The sequence below is a fragment of the Cohnella luojiensis genome, from assembly GCF_004564235.1.
In the GTDB taxonomy this organism is placed as follows: Bacteria; Bacillota; Bacilli; order Paenibacillales; family Paenibacillaceae; genus Cohnella; species Cohnella luojiensis.
On record NZ_SOMN01000008.1, the window covers coordinates 1 to 22,404 of the forward strand.

The window sequence follows — 22,404 nt, forward strand, 5'->3', positions numbered from 1 at the left end:
GCGCTGACTTCGAGCACCAATTTAGTTTGACCTACGTAAATAAGAACGAATTCTTAATAGTAGCAGCAACTATTCCTGCACCAAGTTCGACCTGGTCCAAGATAAAAAAAGAAGCTGCTCAAAAGTTCATACTTTTGGGACAGCCCCTTCGAAGTTTTAATTTGGTGGACCCTAGCGGGATATTGAAATTTCGATTAACTTGCTGTCGAAGAACATTCAACGATGACGATCTTAGCGGTAAATTTCAATGCCGTACTCCATGCTGTACCCCACAAAGTGAAGATCAGTCATCGAAGCTTATTCCGAGTACTTTGCGGGGACCCCGAAGTATTGCTCCGTCCGTGCGGAACGACCCAGTTTGGTTCAATCTCGCCAGGCCACCAATTAAAAAAGCAACCCTGCCGGGTTGCTCGAATTTTTAATTTGGTGGACCCTAGCGGGATCGAACCGCTGACCTCTTCGCTGCCAGCGAAGCGCTCTCCCAGCTGAGCTAAGGGCCCGTAATTGGCGACAAAAATGAGTTTATCACAGGTTAAGGAGCGATGTCAACGGCTTATTTATAAACGACATCGCTCTTAAATCCCGTGTTTGCTCATGAGCGTGTTAAGCTCCTTCAGGAACATGTTGATGTCCTTGAACTGTCTATATACCGACGCGAAACGAACGTAAGCTACCTCGTCCACGGAATAAATATGCTCCATCAGAAGCTCTCCGATAATACGGCTCTCAACCTCGGCGTGCGCAGTATTGCGAAGTTCTCGTTCCACGTCGGAAACGATCACTTCCAGCTGTCCGACGGAAACGGGACGTTTCTCGCATGCTCTGAGCAAACCCCGCAATACCTTGTCACGGCTGAATTCCTCGCGGCTTCCGTCCTTCTTGATGACGATCAGCGGAGTTTCCTCGACGGTCTCGAACGTAGTGAACCGACGGCTGCACTTCTCGCACTCCCGACGGCGGCGGATCGATTTGTTGTCATTGGCAGGACGGGAATCCAAAACCTTCGTTCCGCTGTAATCGCAAAAAGGGCATTTCATGGCGTCGATTTCGACTCCTTCGCAATTTTATTATTTTTCCATACCTTACCTTACATGAACAGAAAATTAAAGCACATAATACAGTTACCAACCGCAAGGAGGTGAACAAAAATGGCCGGACAAAGAAACAACAGCAATCAATTGCTCGTTCCCCAAGCGACTGCAGGACTGAACCAACTGAAATACGAGGTAGCGCAACAGCTTGGCATCGCCATCCCACAAGATGGGTACCAAGGTAACATGACTACGAAAGACAACGGTTCGATTGGTGGTAACATCACTCGTACTTTGGTGCAAATTGCTGAACAGCAACTTGCTGGTAAATAAATCAGCGTCAACAACTGATGGCACTTAATACCGAGGAAGCTTTGAAGCGGTTTGCTTCAGGGCTTCTTCTTCTTCAGCTACGTCAAAGTATCCGAATCGTAAAGCTTCTGGTATTTCTTATAATAATACATCACACGTTGGACGTAATGTCTAGTCTCACCGTAAGGAATATCGCGTAAAGTTTGCTCTTTCCCGTTCCAAACCCCATCATCGAGCCACTGCCGTACTTTTCCCGGGCCTGCATTGTAAGCCGCTAACGATACGACTAAGTTCTCATCGAATTGGCGTTGAAGCTCCTTCACGTACCATGAGCCCAGAGTGATTCCCGCATGCGCTTCCTTGCCAACGTCCTTGGCCTTTAGATTTCCAAAGTCCTCTTGCCGCAAAATCCAATCCGCCGTCTCCGGCATGATCTGCATGATGCCAACGGCCCCTTTGGGCGATACCGCTTCCAACTTATAATTGGATTCGACTCTGATGATGGCCGCGATGATCAGGGGGTCTAGTTCGTATTTCTCCGCGTTCATCAAGATTTCTTCCTTATAAGAAATCGGGTAAATCCATCGTCCGAGCCATTCCGACTGCACGAATAATCCGGTTAGTATAATGAGGATGAGGGGGAGGACTATTCGCTTTCTCTTTAACCGTTTTTTCATCCCAACCCCTTTTCCCGCCAGTAGCGATCGATTTGCTCTTCCGTCCGCTCGAGGCTACCGCTATTATCGATCAGAATATCAGCGCGCTGCTTCTTTTCCTCGATATTCATCTGAGCTTCCAAGCGCTTAAGCGCCTCTTCCATGCTAAGCTTGTCCCTTTCAAGCAAACGCAGCAATTGAACCTGCCGAGGGACGTAAACGACCATTACCTGTTCAAAATAGGACTCCAAACCCGATTCGTATAAAAGAGGAACGTCAACGACGACGAGTTTCTTCGGAGTATGAGCCTGATGATAGTCCATTCTTTGTTTCATGACAGCCCGGATGGCCGGATGCAATATCTCTTCAAGCGCCTTGCGCTCGGCTGGATCCGCGAAGACGACGGCACCCAATTTCTTGCGATCCAGCGTGCCATCCGCCTGCAGAACGGCTTGTCCGAATCGCTCTGCGACGGCAAGCAAAGACGGCTGCCCGGGTTCTACGACTTCCCGGGCTATTCCGTCCAGATCAATCAATATCGCGCCGCGTTCCGTGAGCAATCCGGCGACCGTGCTTTTGCCGGTGGCGATTCCGCCTGTTAAACCGATGTTCATGTGATCTCTTCCTTATAGAAACAATTTAAATATGCCCATCGCGATAAGGATGATTCCGGGCAGCATGGACAGCTGCCTTACCCACCGCCAGCCTGATGCCCAGAAGCCCACGCGAGTTCCGGACCAGAGGAATAATCCGCTTGCCGCCGCGATGAGAATCGCCGTTAGCAAAGGAGGAAATCCTACCAATGCGGCTCCGATGCCCGCGCCGAAAGCATCCAAGGAAAGAGCCGTACCGAGGAAAAAAGCTTCCCCCGCGCTGATCGTACCGGATCGGTCCATGTCGGCAGCCGATGGCGTGCGAAGAATTTGAATGATGATTCCAAATAACTTAAGCTCCATCTTCAAGACAGGCGCAGGAGACATCGGTACTATCGTACCCAGAATCACGCCATTGCTATCGCCGCTATTCGTTCGTTGGCCGTTATCCTCGCGATCGCCGCCACGGACGAATTGGATAAGTGCCGCCAATCCGATTCCGATTAGAATTACCGCGCCCAGAATCGAAGCGCCATGAGGCGACATCCAGCTCGTTAAAGCAACGCCAAGCATCATCGATAACAGGATGATAAGTCCCGAGCACGCCGCGATAATGAGAATAGAAAAGACGGGAATTTTTATTTTTCTTACTCCATAAGTAATGCCGACTCCGAAACCATCAAGACTGACAGCGAAAGACAATAAAATAAGCGATGCGACAGGTGCCATCATAGCGAATTTCCCCCTGCATGGATGCTTTTCCGAGCCTCCGCTAACGGAAGCCAGGATCTGTTCATCCTATGCACGGGGGGGTCTGAATGCCCCGACCGCCTAAACTTTTAGGAGCGAATGCCTACTTGCTCTCGCCCTCAAGCCGACGTTTGACTGCATGATTTCGGTTTTTCGACGAAGTAACGACTTGTGATGGACCGACGTTTCGCGGCCTCTTCTGGCATATCGGACAGACATGGGTTCCCCGTCCGCCGACGACCGATTTCTCGATGGGCGTACCGCAATTCAAGCAAGGCTCGCCGGTTCTGCCGTATGCTTTTAAGCTATGCTGAAACAGCCCCATCTCGCCCTGACCGTTAACATAAGACTTAATGGAAGAGCCTCCGGCTTCCACGGCAGCCGACAAAGTCTTAACGATAGCTTGATGAAGAAGCTCTTGCTCCTTCCGTTTCAGCTCGTTCGCCGGCATCTCCGGATGAATGCCCGCCGTATGCAGCGCTTCATCTACGTAGATATTACCCAATCCGACCACGATCTCCTGATTGAGCAGCAACGGCTTGATCTTCGTCGACCGTTTGCCGAGCTCACGCCTGAACGAATCAAGCGTAAACCCGTCCTCCAAAGGCTCCAACCCCAGTTTATTCAACGGAGGGGCCTGTAATTCTTCTCCCGGCAAAAACAAATGCATCGTTCCGAACTGGCGGACGTCTTTGTAGCGCAATTCCGTTCCATCCGTAAAATGAAAAATGACGTGCGTATGGATTTCCGTAGGCTCATCTTGGTTATACAAGCCGTATCGTCCTTCCATCCGAAGATGCGAGACGAGAACTAGCCCATCCATGACCAATCTTAGAAATTTGCCGCGGCGTTCGACGGATTGAAACGTTCTTCCTTCGAGCTCTGCAGCAAAAGCCAGCGGATCGTCCGGCTTCTGCAGGATGCGCGGGAGATTGACCGTGACATGGCTGATCTTTTTCCCGGTGATAAGTTGATTTAACGTCCTGCGGACGGTTTCCACCTCAGGTAATTCCGGCATGCCGATCCTCCTTCCTCTGGATGCCTTACTTCGCCTCGTACCAATTGTTCCCGTCGCTGACCTCGGCCAATAGCGGAACATCCAACTGAAGCGCATTGCTCATGACTTCCGGCACGAGCTTTTTCATAAGCTCGAGCTCTTCCGACGGCACCTCGAACACCAATTCATCGTGTACTTGCAGCAGCATGCGGCTGCGTAAACCGCGTTCGATCAACGCTTCGCTCATTCGCATCATGGCTAGCTTAATAATATCCGCCGCGGTGCCCTGAATCGGAGTATTCATCGCCGTCCGTTCGGCGAAAGAGCGAAGATTGAAGTTGGAATGACGGATTTCCGGCAAATAACGCCGGCGTTCCAGCAGCGTCGTCACGTAACCGTCTTGCTTCGCTTGCTCCACGATAGAAACCATATAACGTTTTACCCCGGGGAATGCCTCGAAATATTGCTCGATGAACGCGGCGGCTTGATCGCGCGAGATGTCCAGGTTCTGAGATAAACCGTAGCTGCTTATGCCGTAAACGATACCGAAGTTAACCGCTTTCGCTTGGCGGCGCATGTTGCTGTCTACTTGATCGGCTTGAACGCCGAACACGTCCATCGCCGTTTTGGTATGAATGTCCATGTCGTTCAGGAAAGCTTCCTTAAGTCCTTCGTCGCCGGAAATATGCGCCAGCACGCGAAGCTCGATCTGCGAATAGTCGGCCGCCAGAATCGTCCAGCCCGGTTCCGACGGAACGAAGGCTTTGCGGATTTGGCGTCCTTCCTCTAAGCGAATCGGAATATTCTGCAGGTTGGGAAATTGACTCGACAGCCTTCCGGTCGCCGCGATCGTCTGCTTGTAGAACGTATGAATCTTGCCCGTTTCCGGGCGAATCTCCTTCAACAATCCTTCGATGTAGGTTGATTGCAGCTTCGTAAGCTGACGATAATGCAAGATCAAACGTACGATCTCGTGATGCGGCTCAAGTCTCTCAAGCACTTCCGCATCCGTGGAGTAACCCGTCTTGGTTTTCTTGTAAACGGGAAGCCCGAGCCGATCGAATAACACCTCGCCCAATTGCCTAGGCGAACCGATGTTGAACTCGAACCCCGCCGATTCGTAGATTCCTTTCGTTATTTCCTCGATGCGCCGCTGGAATTCGGTCCCGAGATCCTTGAGCGCATCCCCGTTCACCGTGATTCCTTGCTTCTCCATGCCCGCCAGCACTCCGGATAGAGGTTGCTCCAGCTCATAATATAGCCGGTTCATCCCCAGCTTCTCAAGCTGCTCCGCGAGCAGGGGCTTTAATCTGCGCACGGCATCGGCTTTCGCGGCGACATGTTTCGCTAGCTCCTCGCCTGCCGGCACACGGAACTTGGCGCCTTTGCCGTACACAGCTTCGTCGGAGAGAATCGGAGCCAGTCCATGGCGTTGCAGCAATCCGTTCAGGGAGGGGTCCGCTTCCGTCGGGTCTAGCAAATAAGCCGCTAATTGCACGTCGAAAGCTTGCCCCTTCAAGGCGATTCCGGAACGGGCCAATACGAGCTCTACGCGATGCAGGTCGTAGCTTACCTTAGGCGTTTCCAGGCTTTCGAGCCAATCGCGAAGAGCGGAAGCTTCCGGCGATGACAATAGATTGTAATCGACGACATGACACTTGTCGCCGTTTACGATGGCAATACCGACGCCTTGCGCATGGTGCGGGTTGTCTCCGAACGATTCGACCAATACCGCCTCGGCGTTCGCAAGCGCATCGTTCAAACCTGCCCATCCCGACGTTTCGACTCTGACGACCTCGTAATGGGTCGCCGTCTCCGCGCTTTCCGCTTTGGTCGCTTCGTCGACCGCGCCTAAGTTCAAACGCTCCGCGAGAGTCTTGAACTCCAGCTTGCGCATAGCCGTTCCTAGCGCTGACGTATCGTATCCTTTCCAAGCGACGTCATCCAGGGAATAATCCAGCGGCACCTCGCGGAAGATCGTCGCAAGCTTCTTGCTCATCCGGGCATCGTCCGAATGGGATTCTATATTTTCGCGCAACTTGCCTTTAATCTCTTCGATCTTCTCCAGTACGTTCTCAACCGTGCCGAATTCTTGCAACAGCTTTAACGCCGTCTTCTCGCCGACTCCGGGAACGCCGGGGATATTATCGCTTGCGTCTCCCATGAGGCCCTTCAAGTCGATGATCTGGGCAGGGGTAATGCCATACTTCTCTCCGATCGCTTCGGGAGTATAACGCTCTACCTCGCTAACCCCTTTACGGGTAATCAGAACGCTAACCCGGTCCGTTGCCAATTGCAGCATATCTTTATCCCCGGATACGACGATGGCGGATTTGCCTTGCTCTTCCGCGAGCCTTGCCATCGTTCCGATAATATCATCCGCCTCGTAACCCGGTAATTCGAATTGCGGAATCGAGAAAGCTTTAAGAAGCTCCTTGAGCAACGGGAATTGTTCCGACAGCTCCGGCGGCGTTTTCTGGCGGCCGCCTTTGTACTCGGCGTATCCTTCATGACGAAAGGTCACTTTGCCCGCATCGAACGCGACGAGAATATGGGTAGGTTTCTCTTCCTCCAGCACCCTAAGCAACATCGTCGTAAATCCGAGCACGGCATTCGTATGCAATCCGCTGCTGCTCGTCAAAGGAGGTATCGCATAAAAAGCCCGAAAAATAATGCTATTGCCATCGATTAATACCAGCTTGTCCATTTCATTGCTCATGACCGTACGTCCACCTCACCCGACTTTATTCATAGAATAATCATAACATACTGCCTCTGGTGTCGCACCCCGTCGCTTCTTTCCAATAGAAAACGGAGCCTCCCCTTTATACCTTGGGGATGGCTCCGATAATGGCTGCCGCTGGATATTCGCTTGGTCTCCCGATTAAGTAACCTTGCGCGTAATCGAAGCCCATCGCGCGGAGAAGACGGAGCTCCTCCGGCCTCTCTATTCCTTCCGCTACGGTGCGGATGTTCATCTTCTTGGCGAATCTGACGAAGGTGCGCAGCATGTGCTTCTTCATCTCGTCCTTGTCGGCCATTCGGACTAGAGAGCGGTCAACCTTAATGTAGTCAGGGCTTAGTTCGACGATGGACTGCAAAGAGGAATATCCAGCACCGGCGTCGTCAATGGCAATCTCATAACCTTGGCTTCGGTAATGGGCTAATATTTTCTTGGCCGCGTCGAAGTCGTCGATCGAGCTTCGCTCCGTTAACTCGAATACGACTTGCCCCGGGTACAAGCCCCGCTCGTTCAGCCAACGCAAGGTTTGACCGGATACGAAATGCGGGTCGTTAATAATGCCCATCGTCACGTTGATGAAGATTTTCTGTATCGACGATAGAGTCGGGCAATGGCGTATCGCCTTTTCCCTAGCCAAACGATCCAATGCGAAAGCCATGTTGTGCCTTTCGGCGAATTGGAACAAGGAAAGCGGACCGTCGAACAAGCTTCCCTCCGGACATCTCGTGAGCGCTTCATAGCCGAACACCCTGCCGTCCCCGAGCCGCATGATCGGTTGGTAGACGCTCTTAATGCTGCTCTCCGATAGCAGCCGGTCAAGCTCGTACCGCAATTCCCATTCGTCTTGGTCGTCCAATGACTCCCGGATCTGGCCGGTCGCCTTCAGCACGCCTTCATAGACGATGTCTTTAACCGACTCCGTTCCGGACTGCCATGCTTGCAACCGGGCGTACCCGATTCCTCTTTCCCGAAGGCGCGGAGATTGGGAAGCTTCTTTGTAGACGCTCCCGGTCTCGGCGACTATGGCTTCGCGCACGCGCCTGGCTAAACCGCGTAAATAGGCTTCGCTTTCCTCTTCTCTTAGGGAATTCGGTATTGCGGCATACAGCCATAGATGGCTAGAAACCACATCGCCGAACCAAATGTCTCCGCGACCCATGGAGAGGGCTAACCAATTTACCCAATTAAAACCTTCCTCGCGAAATCCCGTCGACAATCCGTTCTTCCACTCCGATAGGTCGATCCCGATTAAGCCGATATATTTATGATGCTCGATACTCTCGAGCACTCGCTCCATGCCAAACCAAGACGTCGTCATTCGATTGAACACCATCTTCCAAAGATTCTTCGATGACCTTAAATGTACCAAAATTATGTAAACGCAATGCCGTTATTTTGTTAATGAGCGGTTAAATCCGCAGCCTCCGGACTTAATTCGACATTTTCCGAAATGGTTTCCCACACAAGCGAGTTTCCGCTCACCTGTTTCGCTTTCTTCTTTAGAAGAGCTGCTTTTTCTGAGAGGTGCTCAGGGGTCCAGCCCTCGGTCGAATGGCATTGCAGCAAGGACAAGGATAGCGACAGTCCGGTCGCTTCCAGAGGATGCCCCGACCGGTCGAGAACCGGTCCTGCGGATTTCCCGGCATAAGCCTCTATCCCTTGCTCGAACCTTCTAATAACGTCCCTGGCTAACTCCACCGGATCCGTGCCCGACGAAAGAACGATGAAGTCATCCCCGCCGATATGCCCGACGAAGCAATCGCATTTCAACTGCGCTCTCATGGTTGCAAGCAATGTCTCTCCGGTAAACCGGATAACGTCGTCTCCCTTATGAAAGCCATACTGATCGTTGTACCATTTAAAATGATCCAAATCCGCGTACAAAACAGCGAACGGGCGTCCTTCCGCTAACCTGCGGATCAGTTCGCGGCGTATGGGCTCGTTTCCCGGCAATCCGGATAAGGGATTCGCCCACTGTGCATCGTTCATCCGAGTCAAAGTCACCCATTCCAGGATGGAGCGGATGGAGGTAATACCGGTCACAAGCCCTTCGCGAGTTACGATTACCGCATCGTAGAGCTTGTCCGGTTCGCGCGCCATCGCCATATGCGATGCCTGTTCAACCGAAGTGGACTCATCAACGATCATCGGATGGGTATCCATGATCTTGCCGACGGCACGATTCCAATAGAGCGGCAAGCCGAATTGGCCGGATAACATCTGGTGGAGCTTCTCCTTCATTAATAAGCCGATCGGTCTTTCGTTATCGGCGATGACGATCCCCTGGCTTTCCCGATGCAGCTCGAAATGCCGTGATATTTCGGAGACGGACGTTTCGCGGCTGAAAAGCTTCACCGGAACGACTAATTCGGATAAAGTTCCGGTCGCTCCTTGGTACCGTTTGTTGATCTCTGCGCGAATACTTGCCGAGATATGAGGGGCCAAAGCCTTGGCTTCGTTAAGACCTTGTTCGAACCATTCCCCTTGGGCATAATTCATCCCGCTTGCAACGAGAGCGGGAAGCAATTCTTCGCGATCTAGACCATTGGAGATCAAGACGATCTGTTCCTTGCGCGTAAGGGAGGTCAGCCCCTGCAGGAAGCTTTCCTCGACCGGATTCATCCCCTTGCCGCTGACCCAATCTACGTTCATCTGAGCATAGTCGGGATGCAGTTCAACCATCCTGCGCAGGGAGGTAAAGCTAGGTATAATACCCGATAACGCGATCCGGAATCCTTGATTTCGATAATGGCTAAGGGCTGCCTTGATCGTCGCGGCCTGCTCTTCTTCGCCTCCGATCAAGACCAGCACCACATGCTCGGCCCTTAGGTTAGCGGCTTCAATCCGGCGTAAAGTGCTTCCCGGGTACAGTCTCGGATCGTATATTATTTTCGCCGGAACGGGAAGAAAGAGCTTTACGTCTCCGTTGCGGGAGGGAAACCCGCGAATGGCGGCTTCGCGAAAGCGCCGATCCGCCTCGAACAATTGGCCCGCTTGATCCGCATTGCGATAGAAGTCAGTTACATTGATTGCGGCACCGCTATGGGCTTTGACCGGAATAGCTTCGAATCCGTAGAGAGATCCATCCAAGAGCGACACGATTGGTTTGTATTTCACTTTGAAATCGAAATCGCTCGGAATAACCGGATACTCGGGCAAAGGAAACCGGATGATCGGACTGCCGGAGAAGAACATTCGATGCCATGCGGTTTCATAGGCCGATAATAAAGCATTCTCTAAGGCGAGTCGCGAATCAGAATCGGATTGAATAGCCATGGCGGTGCTTTTCAATATCCAACCGAACCCATACCGTATGCTGCTCCCGGATTCCAAGCTTGGCGACCCCCGGAAATCGGTAAAAGCCCGAATGGACAAATCCCTGAGCAGGAAAGTCATTCTCCCTGCGGCAATCTCATCTTCATTGTTGCTTTCAGCTTCATTTTCCGCGACGGATACCATTAAGATGAGACTAGAAGAGGATAACGTCCATCCATGCACGGCGTCCGACAGCTTGGCGAACCGCATAGCGACAGCCTTTAACGATCTCTTAATACGAAGGGGAATGCTTGCGGTTTCCTTATGAGCCTGCGTCTGATTGCCGTCCCAACGTACGATGAACATCCCCAAGCTGCTTCGGGCACCTTCATTGCCAATCCATTGAGTCACAAGATTCGGATCTAACCATCCGTTAGTCAAACTCATTCTCGTTATCCCCCGACCGACGATTCCGGAATACAATCCAAGAGTAGGATTGTTCTTTCGCTTTACCGTAACATAGACTTATCTACTTAATTCCTACGTAATATTAACTCTGTGTAAAATAGCGTCTTTACTTCCTTCCTGCGCACAAAATAGAGGAGCGATTCCGATTAGGAACAGTCTCCTCGTACGAGATATACGGTCTATTTCCGGTCTTAGAATTACTGGGCTAAGGGTACTAAGTTTGTCGATTTCATTTTAGCTGAGAACGCCCATCCAACACTAAGGAGAAACAATACGGCAGCTGAGATCCAGTACGTTGTCGATAAGCCTAACGAACGTTCTGATAAGTAGCCAAGAACGGGTCCGAAAGCTGCCCCGATATCGGAAACAATCAAATACAATGTTATCGTCGCTGCTTTCGCTTTATCCGCTACGATGTCCGAAGTGAAAGCATCCATCACCACAAACAAGATCGAGGACGTAAGCAGTATAGCTAACAAATTAAAGAGCCAGACAGCAAGAGGAAGATCGAATTGAACGATCGACACGAAAACGGAAGCAAGCAGCAGCGCTATTATCAGGACAGGTCTGCGTCCCCATTTTCCATCGGATTTTTTACCAACCCACGGGGACAGAAACACGCCGATAGCTAATCGAGACGCTTGTAGAATACCGGCCATCGCAGCTGCGCCTATAATAGCCCCGTAGAGGCTCAAATTCGATTGCCGGACATCGATCAAGTGGCTTAAAGTTGCCGTGATCATACCGTCCAAGCATAGCATCACAAGAAACACTGTCAGTAATATCCACGTCAGCATTGGCTGTTTTATCAAAAAAGAACGGGTTACTTTTGATCTCTCCGAACCGGTTCGATTTCTGGAGTTTGGGATTTGAAAAACGACCGGCAGCACCATAAAGGCCAAGACACCGAAGACAAAAGTTACATCCCGAATACCGAACCATTCGACAAAGAATCCTCCCGTGAGCATTCCGACCAGAGTGCCGATCTTGGAAAGCCCAGTAAAAGTCCCCATGAAATGCCCGCGATTCTCATTCGTGGACGATTCAATAATCATGAGATAAGCGCCTAAACGAATGATTGACCAAGCCAGCCCCCAAATACATCGTAAGATAAGCCAAAAGACGAATCCTTGCGCCCAACCATAGAGTACAGTCGTTGACCCGACAATGATAATGGCTATAATCAAACCAAACCGGATACTCATTTTGGTATACAGCCAAGATATCAATGGATTTAACGGCAAACGAATAAATCGATTTACAGAAAGTAAAATTCCCACCTCAACCAATGAGTTTAAACCAGCTTCTTTCCAATGAATGGGCAAGGCGATATAGAGCATGGAATCTCCGAATAACGAGACAGCCGTTATAAGCGCCATTAAAATTATCGGCTTACGTCGGCTGTCCCTTACGTGACTCTGTCCCATGGTTAACCGCAGCAAGATGAATTTGCGTTTGTGCCGACGCTTGGTGCGGTTCCGACGCTGCATACTCCCGTTTCCGGCAACTCCAACTCAACTTTCTCCGCCGCTTCCCAATCCCCGGTTAGTGCTGCGACAATGGATCGAACTTGCTCGTATCCGGTAGCCATGAGAAATGTCGGCGCCCTGCCATAACTTTTCGATCCTACGATATAGAAATTATGTTCGGGTTGCCGTAATTCCTTTTCCCCATGAGGCCTAACTGTGCCGCAACTGTGGATGTTCGGATCAATAAGGGACGCCAATGCATCCACACTTTCTAGAGCAGAGTCCATTCCAGTTCTGACTTCCCTCAGAAAGCTCATGTCAGGACGGGATCCCGTATTGCTGATCACTTCGTCGATGCCTTCAATCCGAATTGTATCTTCATTACTTCTGCCGGTAACCGTAATTTGCTCAGCTTCTTTATTGAAGTTCTGAATATAGAAAGAAGTAAATACCTGAACTGTACCGGAAACCACGAGCTTCTGAAGACGGATGCCCAATTCTCCGCGTTCGCGCAGACTGTCGTTCTCCTGTCCGCCGTACACGTCTTTAACATTAGACTTGCGTATTACCCATACAATGTTCGTCGTCGGCACCTGTTTCTTAAGACGCTCAAGATCGAGCAACGCATTAATCGCGGAATGTCCGCTGCCGACTACGAGTACGTTTTTTCCGCTGTACCGTTCTCTATGCTTCCCTAACACATCGGGGATTTCGTAAGTTATCTGTTTGCTCAAAGCTAATTCATCATCCGTCCAGATCCCTTCGGAATTTGCCGGATTTGGACTTGACCAAGTTCCGGATGCATCAATAACCGCCTTAGCTTCGAATACGATTCTCTTGTCGTCTTTAACGACATGCAGGACAAAAGGCAATGTTTCTCGGCCGGCAGTCTTTACTTTGCTTAAGCCTTTGCGGCTTACCGCAATTACTTTCGCGTTATAGTGAACATGCGGATTAATCAACGGCAGCTCGGAAAGCGGATTTAAATATTGTTCAACCAATTCTCCGCCGGTTGGAAGCTCGCTTTCGTTTGGCTCCATCCATCCATGTACCTTGAGCAATTTCTTTGCTGCCTTATCGATATTGTACTGCCAAGGAGAAAAGAGTCGAACGTGGCTCCATTGTTTGATATTGCCGGCCACTTCGCCTGCAGCCTCGAATAAAACGAAGGATTCTCCTTTAGAAACGAGGTGTGCCGCCGCAGCAAACCCTACCGGTCCGCCACCGATAATGGCAACCGGTAGTCGTCTATTATTTACTGGGGGTAAATTTTCCTTATCTCCACAACCGCATCCACTTTTCGTTTGAACAACCTGATTACCCGAAACCGAACAGCATCCACTCATAGCTAATACCTCCGTCAAATTAATCAATTTTTTTTGATGTAATACCGAAAAAAATAATCACTTTCATGCATTCGTTTAACAACAGCTGCAACAAGTTTCAGCAATTTCGCTAACGAACGGATTCAATAAGCCCATCTAGTCTCCCCCAATCTTATTTAATCAATTTTTTTTGATTTATTATATATAAAAATAGAACAGCATCAGCAGAGATCTTCTGAAGCTATTCTAGTTTTAACAACAGTCACCGTTGGTTGTTGCTTCATCTTTGCGGAAAATACAGCAAAGCTCCGGAGAGAGCAAGTTATTTACTTCGGATGGGTTCAATTCGTAATAGCTCCAAGTCCCTTTAGTCTCTCTTAGGATTAATCCAGCATCCAGCAGGATCTTCAGATGATAAGACAGCTTTGATTGGGGCATATCCACGATTTCAGTCAGATCGCATACGCACACGCTGCCTCTTTGGGTGAGTTCATACATGATTTGCAACCGCTTTTGGTCAGCAAGTGCCTTAAACTTGGACTCGTATCTTGAAAAGTCAACCGCCTTAACGTCCTTCACATATAACGGAAGTTCTTTAATCATTGCTAAGTCCCCCTCCATCTACGCCTTATTTAATCAATTTTTATTGATTTATTTATCGTGAGTTAATCGTAACATTGCGATGTGGATAAATCAATGCTTAATCAAAATAATTTGATTTTCCCTATTATCGACATTAAACCTGTTCAGAAAGATGCCCTCAAGAAACTGTTCCCGAATTAATAAAAAGGAATGCCGATACCTATGGCATTCCTTTTATTTTGATCATTGATCTATTCCAACAAAGCTTTAATATTCGTCGCGTGTACCTCCTCCTATTCGGCTTGCCCTCCGATCGATGAGCAAGAGCTTCGCTCGATAATTCTGCTGCTTACGATACAATTGCCCGTATGTTCGCCCTCGAGAACGTTCAGTTTGCGCATTAGCAGCTTCACGGCTTGTACCCCGAGCTCCGAAGGCTGCAAATCCATGCCCGTGAGCGCCGGCGTCGCCTGATTCATCATCGAGAGATCGCCGCAGATGACGAATATCGAAATATCGTCGGGCACTCTCAAGCCTAAATCTTTGATCGCGTTCATCGCGCTAAATGCCGTGCGATCGTCATCTGCGATGATCGCCGTCACTTTCCGCTCCGGCGAGTTCAACGCTTGAACGGATTCGTCATAGCCGTACTGCATATATTCGCTGGAATGAATCTCCGGCTTGTAGCGGATCAGGTGCGGCTGAGGATCGATCCGATTCTCGCTTAACGATTCCATGAACGCCGCTGTCCTTTCAAGAGACACGGTCTTTCGCTCTCCCGCGTTAAGAAACAGGAAGTCGCGATGGCCCAGGCCGATCAAGTAGCGGCAAATTTCGCGAATGATTTGATTATTGTCGTTATTTACCATGGGAGCGTCGGCCACGTTCGAGTTGATGATTTTACCTACCGTAACGAAAGGAATCCGGCTCTGGTAAAGCAGGTTGATCCGCTCATCCTCTTCCTCCGGGCCGAGCACGATAGCTCCGTCGATCGGATAACTAGCTAACGAAGGCGTCTTGACCTCCAGGGCGGGAATCATGTCGAGCAGCACCCGATATCCGTAATTGGAGGTTTCAAGAACGACTCCGTTAATAAACTGGTTATGGAACGCGCTGAAGAAAAACTTGCCATGAGGTATCGTCAGACCGATCGCCATCGTTTTCTTCGTTACCAGACTTCTCGCGATATGATTAGGCACATAGTTCAATTCTCTCGCGGCTTTCATGACTCTTTCGGTCGCTTGCTTGCTCGCGGGTCGCTTCTGGCTGAACACGTTGGATACCGTGCCTTTGGAGACGCCTGCCTGACGGGCTACGTCATCGATTTTGGCCATACATTAACAGCTTCCTCTCAAGACGCATTCGCGGTTAACCCGCGATCCAGCATTTCGGCCAGCTCGATCAGCTCAAGCGGACTGCCGATCGAATATCTCGGGATCTCCGTTTCGTCCGCCGGCGTTTTCGGATACCGGGGCGTCCAACCGAGAAAAACGCTCGTAATGCCGAGCTTATTGGCCCCTCTCACATCCCGGCTCAGGTTGTTGCCGACCATGATGATTCGGGAATAATCCTCCTCGCGCAGATCCATGGCGCCGACCGCCGCCTTGAACATGCGGGGGCTCGGCTTCGAGGCTTTGATCGTCTCAGAATAGATCAACGTTTCGAAGCAGTCGTAAAGGCCGTTCAGGGTCAACAGGTTCTTGAACGATTGAGCGGTTCCGTCGGCGACGATCGCCAGTCTAAACCCGCGCTCCGCCAACGTCTTCACCATGACGTCCGCTCCGGGAATGACATTACCGCTAATGACCGTACCTTCCGCGTCGCGGACTTCGGTCCCTTCGTCGATGATCGTATCTCCGCAATCCAGAAAAATGATTAAGTTCCTAGGCTTCGGGTCATCCGATGCTTGCTGACTCATCTTGAACACCTCTTAAGTTAAGTTCTTCGGCATAATGACAGGCCGCATAATGGCGATCGCCGATCTCGCGAAGCTCCGGCGCCTGTTGGACGCACTTATCTGTCCGATAAACGCAGCGCGGATGGAAATGGCAGCCGCTTGGCGGGTTGGCCGGGTTCGGCACCTCGCCCTCGAGAATAATCCTGCTCTTTTGCCGTTCCGGATCGGGCTGCGGCACGGCGGACATTAGAGCTTCCGTATACGGATGTTTTGGGCTGCCGAACAGTGCGTCCGTGGACGCCAGCTCCACGATTCTGCCCAAATGCATGACGGCGACCCGGTCGGATATATTCTGAACGATCGATAGATCGTGCGAGATGAAAATATACGTGATCCGGAACTGCTCCTGCAGGTCTTTAAGCAAGTTAATGATCTGCGCTTGAATCGATACGTCCAAAGCGGACACCGCTTCATCGCAGACGATCAGCCTTGGTTGCGTGATAAGCGCGCGGGCGATGGCGATCCGCTGTCTCTGGCCGCCTGAGAAAGCATGTGGATACCGCTTCAAATAGCTGGTATTTAACCCCGTCTTCTCCGCGATGTCCGCTACTTTGTCGTCGATTTCCGACTTCTTGAGCTTGAAATTGGCAACGAGCGGCTCGGAAATAATATCGTATACGCTCATCCGCGGGCTTAACGAAGAATACGGGTCTTGGAAAATCATTTGGATATCTCTTCTGAGCTTCTTCGCTTCCTTGCCCTTCAGCTTCAGGAAGTCGACCCGCTCCTCTTCTTCGGTATGATAGATCACTTCGCCTGAGGACGCGCTTATTCCCTTCACGATGCACCGGCCCAGCGTCGTTTTGCCGCAGCCGGACTCGCCGACGATGCTCAAAGTTTCGCCTTCGAACAGCTCGAAAGAAATATCGTTCAGTACCCGGACGTTCTTGGGTTTGCCGAATAACGCCGTTTTGGACTTCGTTTGGTAATCCTTGTGCAAATGAACGACGTCGAGAATAGGTTTGGTCATTGCGACTCTCCTCCGTGCGGATCAGAATACAAAAAACATCGAACCGAATGATCCTCGGAAATTTGGGTCTTGGGGACGTCTCGGACGTTGCAAACGCCTTCGATTCGATCCTTGCAGCGATCATAGAAGCCGCACATCGGAGGCATGTTGATCGGCATCGGAACCGATCCTTCGATCGATTCGAGCCGTTTGCTCTTGTTTCCGCCCAATCGCGGCATCGATCTAAGCAAACCCTTCGTATAAGGATGCTTCGGATTGTAAAACAGCTCTTTCACCGGCGCCTGTTCCACGATCTTGCCTAAATACATGACCGCGACCTCGTCGCACATTTGCGCGATGATGCCCAGATCGTGAGTGACGAGCAGAATCGCCATTCCGAAGTCCGCCTGAAGGGAGCGCATCAGCTCAAGCACCTGCGCTTGAATCGTAACGTCCAGCGCCGTCGTAGGCTCGTCGGCGATGAGCAGTTCGGGATTGCAGGACAGCGCCATGGAAATCATCGCCCGCTGACGCATGCCCCCGGAAAACTCGTGCGGATATTGATCGAACCGTTTCTCCTGGTCCGAGATGCCTACCTTGCCGAGCATATCGAGCGCGATCCGCTTCGCTTCCTTCTTGTTCTTGGTGCGATGGATGAGAATCGCTTCCATGATCTGATTGCCGATCGTATACATAGGCGAGAACGCCGTCATCGGCTCCTGGAAGATCATCGAGATTTTCCGTCCGCGAATCGAACGGATTTGTTTGCCGTTCGGGTCCAGCGACAATAAATTCAGTTGCTCCGACGGTTGATCCGTTGCGGACCGGTACAGGACCGCCCCCGAGGTTTCGCATTCTTTGGGATTGATGCCAAGAAGAGCTCTGCTGGTCAGGCTTTTGCCGCAGCCGGATTCGCCGACTAGCCCTAACGTCTTCCCTTTTTTGATTTCGAAATCAACTCCGTCCACTGCTTTCATTTCCCCGTTATCCATTTGAATCCGGATTTTCAGATCCTTCACGGACAAAAGGGGCTGCTCGGTTCGAATCGCCTGAGTCGTCATGCTATCCCCTCGCTCGCTTCATTATTAAGTCGGTTACTTCTTGTATGGGTCGGCGGCATCCCGCAATCCGTCGCCAAGGAAGTTATAAGTCAGCACGGTCAGAATGACGATGCCCAGCGGAAACAGCTTCCAGGGATACAAGGCGATGTTCTCGATTTGCTGTGCCTCCTGAAGCAGCACGCCCCAACTCGTAGCGGGCGAGCGAATACCTAGACCAAGGAAGCTCATCGCCGTCTCGGCGAGAATCATTCCGGGAATGGCGAGCGTGGTCGCGACGACCAGGTAGCTGATGAAACCGGGCAGAAGATGCTTCATAATGATTTTCGCGTCCCCGACGCCGGCGATCTTCGCCGCCACGACGTAGTCCTCGTTTTTGAGAGAGATAAACTTGCCCCGGACGACCCTTGCCAAGTCGGTCCAGCCGATTAACGCAAAAATGAGGACGATATAGAAATACAAAGTGACGATAGGAATACGCGGCGGAATGGCCGCCGATAAAGCCATCCAGAGCGGCAGCGTCGGGAACGAACGGATGATCTCGATAATTCGTTGGATAAGAGAGTCGAGCCATCCGCCGAAGTAACCGGATATGCTCCCGATAATCAGGCCGATCACGAAGCTGATTCCGACTCCGACTAGAGGAATCGAAAGCGAAATTTGACTGCCCAGTACGATCCGGGAAAACAAATCCCTGCCCATTGCGTCCGTGCCCAGAATGAACAGCCTTCCGGGCTGTTCGACGCCGAACAGGCGCGTTGTCGTCTGGAAGAGTCCAAGGAACTTATATTCCTCGCCCTTGGCGAAAAATTGCAGCGAATAACGCTTTTCCGTATTCGTTTCGAATATTTTGCGCATGGTCTCCGGATCGCGGCCCGACTTGAGTTCATAGACGAACGGCCGAATATGAAATTTGCCGTCGGCGTCCACGAATCGAAGCATCATCGGTGGCGCGTTCACGTATTTGCTGTCATAGCTCTCTAGTCCGTAGGGCGCTAGGAATTGCGCGAACAAGGCGATCGCGTAAAGCGCGCCCAGTATGACCATGCTGATCCTCGCCAGCTTGTGCTTCTTGAATCGCAAGTAAATGAGCCGCCACTGCGAGCTGTAGTTGGCATCCAAGCTAGCTTCCGGCTTAATGGCTGCCGTCTTTGGTCTTCTGAATAAAGGAAGTGTACTCATCGTCAGCTACCTCTGAACTCTGTGCGGATTTTTGGATCAAGCCATGCGAGCAGAATGTCCGAGATCAATGTCCCCAGAACGGTCAGCAACGCCATGAACAACAGCCATGTACCGGCCAGATACATGTCTTGTCCTAGCAAGGCGTTATACATTACCGGTCCTTGAATCGGCAGATTCAATACGATCGCGGTAATGGTAGAACCGGTGAATATGGAAGACAGCGACCAACCGAAAGTACTGACGATCGGATTCAAGGCGGCGCGCGTTGGATATTTGAACAAGATTTTCATGGTGGACAAGCCCTTAGCCCGTGCGGTTACCACGTTCGGCTTATTCATCTCGTCGAGCATCTGCCCTCTCATGACGCGAATGAGGTCCGCAGTGCCCGCGACCCCGATAACGATCACCGGGATGATCATATGCTTCAGCATGTCCATCACTTTATCCATGGACCACGCGGCATTCACGTATTCGCTCGAGAACAGTCCGAGCAGCGGATCGCCGAACCATTTGTAAGAGAGAAACATCAGAATGATCGCCAGCAGGAAATTAGGGGTCGCCATCCCGATGAAGCTTATCCCGGAGAAGATATAGTCTCCCGCCGTATATTGTTTGACGGCCGTATAGATCCCGATCGGAATCGCCACGACATAATGGAAGACCATCGTAACCAGCGAAACGACGAGCGTTAATCCCATGTATTGCTTGATGACTTCCGTAACCGGTTTATTGTAGTTGAACGAGAACCCGAAATCCCCGTGCAGCGCGATTTTTTTGATCCATACGGCGTATTGCTCGATCACCGAGCCATTCAAGCCCAGGTATTCTCTCATCTGATCCATTTCCGCAGCCGTCATGTTATCGCCGGAGGCTGCCATCTGAGCCGCGTACGTAGACACGTAATCCCCGGGAGGAAGCTGAATGATATAGAAAACGATGAACGAAATGAAGAAAACGACCGGAATGGCCAATAGGATTCGTTTGAATGTATACCGAAGCATCTTTTTCCGATCCTCTCCCGCGCGAATGGCGTTTTTATACGGGAAGCGACAGCGGGGAATAGCATTCCCGCTGTCGCCTCAACCGGAGAACGGACTACTGTTTGAGATAGAACTGAGCCGGATGTGCCTGGCCGATTCCACGGGTTTCGTCGGCCATTACCAGCTTTTCCGGAACATTGCGCATGTTGTTGGAAACCGCAACCGGCACCGGCGTCGGTCCCGCATAGCCAATCTGCCATTGATTTTTCATATGGATCTTGTAGATCTCGTTGGCCAGCCGACTGATGTCTTCCTTCGATGAGCTCGCCTTCAGTTGGTTCCATAAGTCTAGGATTTGAGCCACGTCGCCTTCCGGTTTCACGCCTTCTTTGCCGCCTGTCTCCGAATAGAGGCCATACTGTCCGAACCACGGGGTAATGACACGCAGCGGAACGAGCGCATCGGGGCGGAACGCCACGTTGGTGACGGAAATCGCTTCCGTGTTCATCGGAACCTGATTCGCGTATTTCATGTCGTTAAACGCGCCTGATTCAACTACCTTCACGTTGAACTTCAGACCCAGGTCTTCGTAATATTTTTTGAGCAGCTCCAGGAACGTGTCGGCATTCGTGCTTGATTCGATATCGGTCAGCGTCAAGTCGGAACCGTCCGGGAACGTGCGGAATCCGTCCTTGTCCCGTTTCGTCAAGCCGATCTCGTCCAGCAGTTTGTTGGCGCGATCCGGATCGAATTGGGCCCACTGTTGAGCCCAGCCTTCCTGATATCCAAACACGCCCTCCGGAACCGAGGCCTGAATTGGCTCGGCAAGCCCGTTCGTCACGATTTCCGTCACTTCATTACGGTCAACGCCGACCGAAAGAGCTTCCCTGAATCGGATATCCTGGAACAATTGACGGAGCTTCAGATCTTCCGTGGTTTGGTTCAGCTGCACGCCCGCGCTTGTCCAGCTCGGCTGCGTCCATAGCAGTACCCGGTAATTCCCCTTCGCCTCGTTTTCCTTCAATACCGTGAAATCCTTGGCTTCGAAGCTCTTCAGGTTGTAGTCGCCCGCAAGCGTGCCAAGAAGGCCCTGACTCGGATCCTGGATTTTCGTCACGACGATGCGGTCCATATAAGGTAACTGATGGCCTTCCGAATCCGTTTTCCAGTAATAAGGATTCCGTTCCATGATGAATTGGTCGCTGTTCGGATCCGTTGTAGCCACCCAAGCCCGAAGCGTCGGTATTTTCTGGTGCAGCCAGAAGTAGTATCCGGTGTCGACCAGGAACGCCTTCGGATCCTCGAATCCCCAGTCCTTCGCAATTTCGGCTGTTTTGGCTTCGCCTACGAATTCAGGAAGAATAGTTTTCTGGAAATGAGCAGGCGCGAAAAACCACTTATTGTCGATAGCGACGCGCTCCAGAAATTGAACGCTCGGATATTTGTGCGTAACGGTAAACGTATAATCGTTAACCTTCTTCACTTCGGCCAACGCTTTTTCTCCCGTAACCGGATCAACAGAATAATAAGCGTCGTAGATTTTTTTGCCGAACGTTTCTTTCGTGAGCATGTGCTCCCAATAGAATAAAACATCGTCGGCCGTGAACGGCATGCCGTCCGACCACTTCATGCCTTCCCGCAAATGGATCGTGAATACCGTAGAATCCGCATTAACTTCGTAGCTTTTAGCTACGTTCGGTTCGATCGCTGTTCCTTCCTTGTTAAAGCGGAAGAGCGCTTCTTCCGTAGGCATACCGACGGCCCATTTGTCGCCTGGCCCCGTCCAGGACATCGTCCAATCGCCGCCGTATTGCCCTAGCTCGTCGACGACATCCTCCACCATGATATCCGACGCGGAAGGCAACCGTTCTGCCAATGGAGGCAGTTTGCTTTCGCCGACAAGCGTCGCCAGCACCGGCGCTTCTTTAGAGCCCGTTCCCGCGTTGGTGGCAACAGGCGTTTCCTGCACGGCTTTCGTTTCCGCCGGAGTCTTGGAAGCGCTAGGCTTCGCGGTATTATTGTTGGTGCATCCTGCAGCGATGACTGATATAACGATTAGCAGTGCCAAAAGAATCCTGGACTTTTTCAAAATGACCC

At 51.2% G+C, this 22,404-nt stretch carries 19 protein-coding genes and 1 tRNA gene; 1 reads left to right on the forward strand and 19 read right to left on the reverse strand.

What is annotated here, in order from left to right:
• Positions 1-424: 424 nt before the first annotated feature.
• Positions 425-500: transfer RNA gene (locus E2980_RS08365), tRNA-Ala, on the reverse strand.
• Between the two features lie 75 nt (positions 501-575).
• Entirely contained in the window at positions 576-1,037 is a 462-nt protein-coding gene (gene nrdR, locus E2980_RS08370) for a transcriptional regulator NrdR (RefSeq protein WP_135151734.1), read from the reverse strand.
• Between the two features lie 111 nt (positions 1,038-1,148).
• Between nrdR and E2980_RS08375 the strand changes: the two genes are divergently transcribed.
• Positions 1,149-1,364 (forward strand): alpha/beta-type small acid-soluble spore protein, encoded by a 216-nt coding sequence (locus E2980_RS08375; RefSeq protein ID WP_135151735.1) that lies wholly within the window; start codon positions 1,149-1,151, stop codon positions 1,362-1,364.
• Positions 1,365-1,441: 77 nt separating this feature from the next.
• On the opposite strand, the gene E2980_RS08380 is transcribed toward E2980_RS08375, so the two are convergent.
• The 17 genes from E2980_RS08380 to E2980_RS08460 all read right to left on the reverse strand — a co-directional run bounded on the left by E2980_RS08380 (position 1,442) and on the right by E2980_RS08460 (position 22,396).
• The gene (locus E2980_RS08380) at positions 1,442-2,020 is read right to left on the reverse strand and encodes a lytic transglycosylase domain-containing protein (protein WP_135151736.1); all 579 of its coding nucleotides are present in this window, start codon (positions 2,018-2,020) and stop codon (positions 1,442-1,444) included.
• Positions 2,017-2,613, reverse strand: a complete 597-nt coding sequence (gene coaE, locus E2980_RS08385; protein ID WP_135151737.1) for a dephospho-CoA kinase — start codon at positions 2,611-2,613, stop codon at positions 2,017-2,019. Before coaE ends, E2980_RS08380 begins: the two co-directional genes overlap by 4 nt.
• Positions 2,614-2,625: 12 nt before the next feature.
• Positions 2,626-3,321 carry a sporulation membrane protein YtaF gene (gene ytaF / locus E2980_RS08390; protein ID WP_135151851.1) on the reverse strand — a complete coding sequence of 232 codons (696 nt, stop codon included), beginning with the start codon at positions 3,319-3,321 and terminating at the stop codon, positions 2,626-2,628.
• A 124-nt stretch (positions 3,322-3,445) separates the two neighbouring features.
• The gene (gene mutM, locus E2980_RS08395; RefSeq protein WP_135151738.1) at positions 3,446-4,360 is read right to left on the reverse strand and encodes a DNA-formamidopyrimidine glycosylase; all 915 of its coding nucleotides are present in this window, start codon (positions 4,358-4,360) and stop codon (positions 3,446-3,448) included.
• A gap of 25 nt (positions 4,361-4,385) precedes the next feature.
• Entirely contained in the window at positions 4,386-7,046 is a 2,661-nt protein-coding gene (gene polA, locus E2980_RS08400; protein ID WP_135151852.1) for a DNA polymerase I, read from the reverse strand.
• A gap of 118 nt (positions 7,047-7,164) precedes the next feature.
• Complete coding sequence (locus E2980_RS08405) at positions 7,165-8,400, reverse strand: EAL domain-containing protein (protein ID WP_167747034.1); 1,236 nt, start codon at positions 8,398-8,400, stop codon at positions 7,165-7,167.
• A gap of 80 nt (positions 8,401-8,480) precedes the next feature.
• Positions 8,481-10,784 carry a GGDEF domain-containing protein gene (locus tag E2980_RS08410; RefSeq protein WP_135151740.1) on the reverse strand — a complete coding sequence of 768 codons (2,304 nt, stop codon included), beginning with the start codon at positions 10,782-10,784 and terminating at the stop codon, positions 8,481-8,483.
• A gap of 218 nt (positions 10,785-11,002) precedes the next feature.
• Entirely contained in the window at positions 11,003-12,295 is a 1,293-nt protein-coding gene (locus E2980_RS08415; protein ID WP_135151741.1) for an MFS transporter, read from the reverse strand.
• Positions 12,235-13,620, reverse strand: a complete 1,386-nt coding sequence (locus E2980_RS08420; RefSeq protein ID WP_135151742.1) for an NAD(P)-binding domain-containing protein — start codon at positions 13,618-13,620, stop codon at positions 12,235-12,237. Before E2980_RS08420 ends, E2980_RS08415 begins: the two co-directional genes overlap by 61 nt.
• Before the next feature lie 231 nt (positions 13,621-13,851).
• Complete coding sequence (locus E2980_RS08425) at positions 13,852-14,202, reverse strand: ArsR/SmtB family transcription factor (RefSeq protein ID WP_135151743.1); 351 nt, start codon at positions 14,200-14,202, stop codon at positions 13,852-13,854.
• A 272-nt stretch (positions 14,203-14,474) separates the two neighbouring features.
• A complete protein-coding gene (locus E2980_RS08430; protein WP_135151744.1) occupies positions 14,475-15,515 on the reverse strand; it encodes a LacI family DNA-binding transcriptional regulator in 1,041 nt (346 codons plus the stop codon).
• Positions 15,516-15,532: 17 nt separating this feature from the next.
• Positions 15,533-16,099 carry an HAD family hydrolase gene (locus E2980_RS08435; RefSeq protein ID WP_135151745.1) on the reverse strand — a complete coding sequence of 189 codons (567 nt, stop codon included), beginning with the start codon at positions 16,097-16,099 and terminating at the stop codon, positions 15,533-15,535.
• A complete protein-coding gene (locus tag E2980_RS08440; RefSeq protein WP_135151746.1) occupies positions 16,077-17,108 on the reverse strand; it encodes an ABC transporter ATP-binding protein in 1,032 nt (343 codons plus the stop codon). Before E2980_RS08440 ends, E2980_RS08435 begins: the two co-directional genes overlap by 23 nt.
• Positions 17,105-18,148 carry an ABC transporter ATP-binding protein gene (locus tag E2980_RS08445; RefSeq protein WP_135151747.1) on the reverse strand — a complete coding sequence of 348 codons (1,044 nt, stop codon included), beginning with the start codon at positions 18,146-18,148 and terminating at the stop codon, positions 17,105-17,107. The genes E2980_RS08440 and E2980_RS08445 overlap by 4 nt, the downstream gene beginning before the upstream one ends.
• 33 nt (positions 18,149-18,181) lie before the next feature.
• Positions 18,182-19,327 (reverse strand): ABC transporter permease, encoded by a 1,146-nt coding sequence (locus E2980_RS08450; protein ID WP_135151748.1) that lies wholly within the window; start codon positions 19,325-19,327, stop codon positions 18,182-18,184.
• Positions 19,328-19,329: 2 nt separating this feature from the next.
• Positions 19,330-20,328 (reverse strand): ABC transporter permease, encoded by a 999-nt coding sequence (locus tag E2980_RS08455; protein WP_135151749.1) that lies wholly within the window; start codon positions 20,326-20,328, stop codon positions 19,330-19,332.
• A 94-nt stretch (positions 20,329-20,422) separates the two neighbouring features.
• Positions 20,423-22,396 (reverse strand): ABC transporter substrate-binding protein, encoded by a 1,974-nt coding sequence (locus E2980_RS08460; RefSeq protein WP_135151750.1) that lies wholly within the window; start codon positions 22,394-22,396, stop codon positions 20,423-20,425.
• Between the last annotated feature and the right edge of the window lie 8 nt (positions 22,397-22,404).

Coding starts and splice junctions, on each gene's coding strand:
- nrdR (WP_135151734.1), bottom strand. CDS start 1,037: ATGAAATGCCCTTTTTGCGATTACAGCGGAACGAAGGTTTTGGATTCC.
- E2980_RS08375 (WP_135151735.1), top strand. CDS start 1,149: ATGGCCGGACAAAGAAACAACAGCAATCAATTGCTCGTTCCCCAAGCG.
- E2980_RS08380 (WP_135151736.1), bottom strand. CDS start 2,020: ATGAAAAAACGGTTAAAGAGAAAGCGAATAGTCCTCCCCCTCATCCTC.
- coaE (WP_135151737.1), bottom strand. CDS start 2,613: ATGAACATCGGTTTAACAGGCGGAATCGCCACCGGCAAAAGCACGGTC.
- ytaF (WP_135151851.1), bottom strand. CDS start 3,321: ATGGCACCTGTCGCATCGCTTATTTTATTGTCTTTCGCTGTCAGTCTT.
- mutM (WP_135151738.1), bottom strand. CDS start 4,360: ATGCCGGAATTACCTGAGGTGGAAACCGTCCGCAGGACGTTAAATCAA.
- polA (WP_135151852.1), bottom strand. CDS start 7,046: ATGGACAAGCTGGTATTAATCGATGGCAATAGCATTATTTTTCGGGCT.
- E2980_RS08405 (WP_167747034.1), bottom strand. CDS start 8,400: ATGACGACGTCTTGGTTTGGCATGGAGCGAGTGCTCGAGAGTATCGAG.
- E2980_RS08410 (WP_135151740.1), bottom strand. CDS start 10,784: ATGAGTTTGACTAACGGATGGTTAGATCCGAATCTTGTGACTCAATGG.
- E2980_RS08415 (WP_135151741.1), bottom strand. CDS start 12,295: ATGCAGCGTCGGAACCGCACCAAGCGTCGGCACAAACGCAAATTCATC.
- E2980_RS08420 (WP_135151742.1), bottom strand. CDS start 13,620: ATGAGTGGATGCTGTTCGGTTTCGGGTAATCAGGTTGTTCAAACGAAA.
- E2980_RS08425 (WP_135151743.1), bottom strand. CDS start 14,202: ATGATTAAAGAACTTCCGTTATATGTGAAGGACGTTAAGGCGGTTGAC.
- E2980_RS08430 (WP_135151744.1), bottom strand. CDS start 15,515: ATGGCCAAAATCGATGACGTAGCCCGTCAGGCAGGCGTCTCCAAAGGC.
- E2980_RS08435 (WP_135151745.1), bottom strand. CDS start 16,099: ATGAGTCAGCAAGCATCGGATGACCCGAAGCCTAGGAACTTAATCATT.
- E2980_RS08440 (WP_135151746.1), bottom strand. CDS start 17,108: ATGACCAAACCTATTCTCGACGTCGTTCATTTGCACAAGGATTACCAA.
- E2980_RS08445 (WP_135151747.1), bottom strand. CDS start 18,148: ATGACGACTCAGGCGATTCGAACCGAGCAGCCCCTTTTGTCCGTGAAG.
- E2980_RS08450 (WP_135151748.1), bottom strand. CDS start 19,327: ATGAGTACACTTCCTTTATTCAGAAGACCAAAGACGGCAGCCATTAAG.
- E2980_RS08455 (WP_135151749.1), bottom strand. CDS start 20,328: ATGCTTCGGTATACATTCAAACGAATCCTATTGGCCATTCCGGTCGTT.